The sequence below is a fragment of the Dietzia sp. B44 genome, assembly GCF_014145245.1.
Taxonomy (GTDB): Bacteria; Actinomycetota; Actinomycetes; order Mycobacteriales; family Mycobacteriaceae; genus Dietzia; species Dietzia natronolimnaea.
In genome coordinates this window covers 1-5,800 of record NZ_JAALEF010000071.1, presented here as the reverse complement: position 1 = coordinate 5,800, position 5,800 = coordinate 1, and the positions used below count along the sequence as shown (strand labels likewise).

Genomic DNA, 5,800 nt, shown 5'->3' with positions numbered 1-5,800 from the left:
CCAACGGCGCGGAGGCGTCCGCCAACTGCGTGGCGGTGGCCGCCAACGGCGCGGTGGTGTCCGCCAACCGAGGTGCGGATCAGGTGTCGGCGGTGTCCAGACCCTCGACGGTGGGGCGAAGCGCCACGTTCCCGGCCTGCCACCGGTCCGCGAGGGTCGGCCGGAGCGGCCGGGCCAGCTGCGTCATGATGCCGCGCCCACGCAGTTCGACGCTGCGTCCCAGCACCCACCTCGCCGCCTCGGGAGCGTCGGCGTTGCGGATCGCGGCGGCCGACGCCAGGACGTGGCCCTGTTCGGACTTGGCCAGGGTGGTCAGGCGTGCGGCCTCGTTGACCGGATCACCGATCACGGTGTACTCGAAGCGCTTGGCGTGTCCGATGTGCCCGGCGATCACGGTGCCGTAGGAGACCCCGATGCCCGCCGAGAGCGGGGAGAGCCCGGCGAGCTGGCTCTGGAGGGCGCGGGCGGCCCGGAGCGCCCGACCGGCCTCGTTCTCGACCTCGATGGGCGCACCGAACACCGCGAGCAGCGCGTCGCCCTGGAACTTGTTGATGTAACCGCCGTTGGTGTCGACGGCCTCCACCGCGATGCGGAAGAACTCGTTGAGCACGGCGACGACCTCGGCCGGCTCGTGGGCGGCGGCGAACTCCGTCGATCCGGTCAGGTCGACGAAGAGCACCGCGACCTGCCGCTCCTGGCCCCCCAGTTCCGTTCCCCGCTCGAGGGCGTTCCGCGCCACGTCCTCGCCGACGTAGCGACCGAAGAGGTCCTGGATCGCCTCGCGTTCCTGCAGGCCGGTCACCATCTCGTTGAAGCCCTGGCCCAGTCGGCCGATCTCGGAGCTGTCGTAGATGGTGACGCGGGCCTCGAGGTCGCCCTTCTTGACCCGACCGACGCCCGCCTGCATCTCGCGGACGGGGTCGGCGATGGAGTCCGAGACCAGGCCCATGCCGATCGCGCCGGCGATCACGGCGACGCTGGCCATCACCGCGAGCGCCACGAGGATGTGCCCGGGGTCGTCACCGAACAGCCCGACCCACTGCCCGGTGAGGATCAGCAGGATCCCGGCGACGGGGATGACCGTGGTGAGCGCCCAGCCCAGGAAGATCCGTCGACGGACCCCCGGGACGTGCCGGTTGGCCGGCACGCCCTGGGCGAGGGCGCGGACGGTGATCGGCCGCATGATCCGCTCGGCCTGGAGGTACGAGATCAGGCAGGTGGTGGTCCCGCCGAGGATGCTCGTCACGCCCACCACCAGGGCGAGGCGGGGGGAGTGGGCCACGTTGGCGACGACAAAGACGATGGTGCCGATCAGCCACATGGCCCCGGAGATGAGCGCCTGGTGGAAGGGCAGCCGCAGGGCCCGGTTGCGGATCGCCCCTCCGAACTCCTCACCTGACCGGTCGACCCGGAGTACCGGGAGCAGGAGCAGGGTCGACGCGATGACCCCGCCGATGAACGCCAGCACAAGGTAGCCGATGAACAGGTACTGGTTGAGGAACCGGAACTGGTCCAGGTCGAGGAAGCGGTCCATCGGGAGGACGAAGCGCAGGAACGCGAAGACGAAGACCGCGCCGATGATGTTGGCCTGCACCATCGTGAGGGCATAGACGGGCCAGGGGGTGGCCCACAGCCACCGGAACAGCCTGACCCAACGCTCCATTGGGTCAAGGGTAGTTCCCGGGGCTCGTCACGGGAACGCAGGTGTGACGTAGTGCGGCGATATGGTGGGGCCATGCCAGGGGTGTTCGATCGGTTGGCCGGTCAGTCCGACGTCGTGGCGGAGCTGACCGCCGCGGCGTCGGCGGCGCGTGCGCGGGTGCCGGGCCAGGGGTGGGACGAGTCGGACGCGCGGATGGTCCACGCGTGGCTGTTCACCGGTCCACCGGGGAGCGGACGGAGCGTCGCCGCCACGTGTTTCGCCGCCGCCTTGCAGTGCGAGCACCCGGAGATCGTGGGCTGCGGCGAGTGCCGGTCCTGCCACACCGTGCTGGCGGGGACCCACGCAGATGTGCACCTCCTGGCTCCGCAGGGGGTCAACATCCTCCTCAAGGACGTCAAGGAGACCATCCACCGCGCCGCCAGCCGCCCCAGCACCGGTCGCTGGCAGATCGTGGTGGTGGAGGAGGCGGACCGGCTCACCGAGCAGTCCGGCAACGCGCTGCTCAAGGTGGTGGAGGAGCCGCCGAGCCGCACGGTGTTCCTGCTGTGCTCGCCCACGACGGACCCCATGGACATCATGGTCACCCTGCGGTCCAGGTCGAGGAACGTCGCGCTTCGTCAGCCGGACGCCACCGCGGTCGAGAGCGCGCTCCTCGCCGGCGGGGGGATCGACCCCGAGCGGGCGCGGTGGGCTGCGGCGGTCTCCTCCGGACACATCGGCCGCGCCCGGTGGTTGGCCACCGACGAGGCCACCCGGGATCGCCGGGACGTGGTGTTGGAGCTGCCCATGGTCATGCACAACCCCGGCCGGGCGTTCCCGCTGGCGGACCGTCTGGTCAGCGCCGCAGAGCAGGAGGCGCTCGCCCGAAATTCCCAGAACGACGAGCGTGAGGTGGAGGAACTGCGCACCGCGATGGGTGTGGGCGGCACCGGAAAAGGTGCGGTGGCGGCGGGTCGCGGCGCCGCGGGCGCGGTGAAGGATCTGGAGAAGGCGCAGAAGTCGCGGCGGACCCGCTCCACCCGTGATTCGCTGGACCTGGCGCTGGTCGACCTGGCGGGCTTCTACCGGGACGCGCTCATGGCCGGCCTCGGAGTGGCGGACGTCGCCCCGGTTCACCCGGACAAGGCGGAGGAGTCGGCGCGCCTCGGGGGGCACTATCCGCCGGCGTCGGTGCTGAGGGCCATCGAGGCTATCCAGGAGTGTCGCGCCGCCATCGAGGTCAACGTGAAGCCGAAGTTTGCCGTGTCCGCGATGGTGGGGGCGATACGCGAGGCGCTGGGTTGACGGAGCAGAGTTGATGGAGCAGGGGTGATGTACCAGGGTCGATGTACCAGGGTGGAGGCCACCCGCACCCGGGGTACCGGTCGTTTTCCGGCGGCGAGAGCCGGTCGTATATAGTTGCGTCGCCCCACAAGGGCTCGCCGCGTTAGCTCAGTCGGTAGAGCATTTCACTCGTAATGAAAAGGTCGTCGGTTCGATTCCGACACGCGGCTCAGATGGAAGAACGCCCCTGATCTCGGGAAACCGAGGGCGGGGGCGTTCTGCGTCGGAGCCCCAGTCATGTCGCGGTAGGGAGTTCCCGACTGTCCGGTCTGGGTAGACCAGGTCTCCTCAGGGCTTTCGCGCCAGAAAGCTCAGCAGCGCAGTTCCACGCGAGCGTGGCGAACGAACCAACTCTCCCACTGCTCTGGTGTCCACCCTCGTTCACGCGTCAGTCTCAACCACACGGATCTGCCGGTGAGCATCCACATCGCGTCGACGACCGCGTCGGGGGGAGGAGATCCGAGGATGAGCCCGGAGGCCCACCGCACCTCGTCCCAACGGGTGCGTTCCCGTTCTGCGAGTCGCCCCGCGGCGACGTCGTCGACGACGGCGGCCTCGTCGAGAACGTACTGGATGGCGGCCGATCGTTCGTGCGCCCCGCGCAGCCATCTCGCGCCGGCGGCCAGGCGGTCCTCGACAGCTCCCTCGCCCATCTTGACGTAGTCCGGCAACTCGCGGACGGGGGAGTTCGCGCCATCAGACAACGACAGATCAATGCAGGTGTCGAGAAGGGTGAGCTTCCCGTCGAACTGCTGGTAGACGGTCTGCCGGGTGAGGCCTGCGGCGGAGGCGACGTCGGACATCGTCGTGGCCACCCATCCCCGTTCGATGAACATCTCCCGCGCGACGTCCACCACTGCCGCCCGGTTGAGGCGAGCCCGCTCCGCACGGAGCTCCGACGAGTAGGTCCTGGCCATGATCCGAGTCTAGACAGAATTGAGTTTACGATGTGTAATGTCAATTATGGATTCAGGATTCGTCGATACGCGGCTCGGCCGGCTCCACGTCGATGTGGTCGGCGAGGGCCCGCCACTCGTGCTGTGGCACAGCATGTTCGTCGACTCGACGAGCTGGAACCGACTCGTGCCGCTGCTGAAGGGCGCCCATCGTCTCCACCTGATCGACGCACCGTCCTGCGGGAGAAGTGACCCGTTGCGCGAGGCGACGGACATCTCCGCATGTGCGGACGCCGCGATCGAGGTGCTGGAGCATGTCCGGGGGTCGTCCGGGCAGGACGGGGTCGACTGGCTCGGCAATGCGTGGGGTGGTCACGTCGGTATGGAGGTGGCCGCTCGCAGGCCCGACCTGATCCGCAGTCTCGTCGCCGTCAGCGCGCCGACTCACCCGATTAATCGACTCCTCCGCCGCAAGGTCCGGATGCTGGTCCCGCTCTACCGGCTGATCGGGCCCCGCGGGCCGGTGAGGTCCGCGATCGAGGAGACCATCTTCACCGACCGCACCCGCGCGCACGATCCCGAGGCCGTCGAGGTGTTGCGTGGTGCGCTCGACCGGGCGGGGCGCACGGCGACGATTCGGGCCATCGAGACCGCGATCCTCAATCGTGTCGACCTGCTCTCGGCGGCACTGGAGGTGACGTGCCCGGTCCTGTTCGTCACCACCGACGACCGCGGCGAGTGGACGCCGGAGCAGGCCCGCGCGGTCGCCGCCGAGATGATCGACGCACGCGAGTCGACGGTGTCCGGGGCGCGGGTGATACCCGCGCTCGAACAGCCCGAGTCAACCTTCCTCGCCCTGGGCGAGTTCTGGGCGGGGCTGGATCGCCGCTGATGCGCGAGGTGTTCGGCCATCCTGGGGTTTCCCCGGTGGGGGACCGCCGAACCCATCGGAGCACGGCTCTGCCGATATGGCGAACACTGGCGGTGACGACGACCGCTCGCTACAGTCGAGTAACGGATTACGTAGTTAGATAGCGCGAATTGGCGTCCCCTCGACCGAAGGATCCCTGATGACTACCTCCCCTCTGCTCGTCGAGCGAGCCGACCACATCGAGACGTGGACACTCAACCTGCCGGATTCCCGGAACCCCATCTCCGATCCTGCGATCGTCGACGCCCTGTGTGACCGGGTCGCAGCGGTCAATGCCGACCATGACGTCCGGGCCGTCGTGCTCACCGGCGCCGGCTCGGCGTTCTCCGCCGGCGGCAACGTCAAGGACATGGTCGACAAGGCGGGGATGTTCGGGGGTAGCCCGTACGAGCTCCGTAACGGCTACCGGGGAGGGATCCAGCGGATCCCCCGCGCGCTGTATCACTGCGAGGTGCCGGTGGTCGCGGCCGTCAACGGCCCCGCGGTGGGCGCGGGTTGTGACCTGGCGGTGATGTGCGACCTGCGGGTGGCCTCGACCAAGGCGTGGTTCGCCGAGAGTTTCGTCCAGCTGGGGATCATCCCGGGCGACGGCGGCGCATGGCTGCTGACCAAGGCCATCGGCCCGGCCCGGGCGGCCGAGATGGCGCTCACCGGAGATCGCGTCAAGGCCGAGCAGGCCGCCGCGTGGGGGCTGGTCAACGAGGTCGTGGAGCCCGGGAACCTGCTGGAGGCGGCCCACGCCCTCGCCGCACGGGTGGCCAAGAACCCGCCGCACGCGGTGCGGATGGCCAAGAAGCTGCTCCGCGAGTCACAGCACCAGTCGCTCGAGTCGCTGCTCGAGCTCTCGGCGGCGATGCAGGCGCTCGCGCACCACACCGCCGATCACCGCGAGGCGCTCGCGGCGTTCGGGGAGAAGCGCGCAGGGGAGTACACGGGGCGCTGACCCGTCCCCGGGGCCACGCGGGGCGCTGATCCGCCCCCCGGGAC

5 protein-coding genes and 1 tRNA gene are annotated in these 5,800 nt (G+C 69.5%); 4 read left to right on the top strand and 2 right to left on the bottom strand.

What is annotated here, in order from left to right; all coding sequences use genetic code 11:
• Positions 1-79: 79 nt before the first annotated feature.
• On the bottom strand, positions 80-1,663 hold the full coding sequence (locus G6017_RS03020; protein WP_182615892.1) for an adenylate/guanylate cyclase domain-containing protein: 1,584 nt from the start codon (positions 1,661-1,663) through the stop codon (positions 80-82).
• Positions 1,664-1,735: 72 nt separating this feature from the next.
• Between G6017_RS03020 and G6017_RS03015 the strand changes: the two genes are divergently transcribed.
• Together G6017_RS03015 and G6017_RS03010 are read left to right on the top strand one after the other, a co-directional pair.
• Positions 1,736-2,947: a DNA polymerase III subunit delta' gene (locus G6017_RS03015; protein WP_182615889.1), complete on the top strand. Its 1,212-nt coding sequence runs from the start codon at positions 1,736-1,738 to the stop codon at positions 2,945-2,947.
• Between the two features lie 136 nt (positions 2,948-3,083).
• Positions 3,084-3,156 (top strand) — tRNA-Thr (locus G6017_RS03010).
• Between the two features lie 141 nt (positions 3,157-3,297).
• Here G6017_RS03010 and G6017_RS03005 read toward each other — a convergent pair.
• Positions 3,298-3,903 carry a TetR/AcrR family transcriptional regulator gene (locus G6017_RS03005; RefSeq protein ID WP_179524442.1) on the bottom strand — a complete coding sequence of 202 codons (606 nt, stop codon included), beginning with the start codon at positions 3,901-3,903 and terminating at the stop codon, positions 3,298-3,300.
• Positions 3,904-3,949: 46 nt separating this feature from the next.
• Here G6017_RS03005 and G6017_RS03000 point away from each other — a divergent pair, with 46 nt between their 5' ends.
• Positions 3,950-4,774 carry an alpha/beta fold hydrolase gene (locus tag G6017_RS03000; protein WP_182615887.1) on the top strand — a complete coding sequence of 275 codons (825 nt, stop codon included), beginning with the start codon at positions 3,950-3,952 and terminating at the stop codon, positions 4,772-4,774.
• Positions 4,775-4,952: 178 nt separating this feature from the next.
• Positions 4,953-5,756 (top strand): crotonase/enoyl-CoA hydratase family protein, encoded by an 804-nt coding sequence (locus G6017_RS02995; RefSeq protein WP_182615885.1) that lies wholly within the window; start codon positions 4,953-4,955, stop codon positions 5,754-5,756.
• Positions 5,757-5,800: the final 44 nt, after the last annotated feature.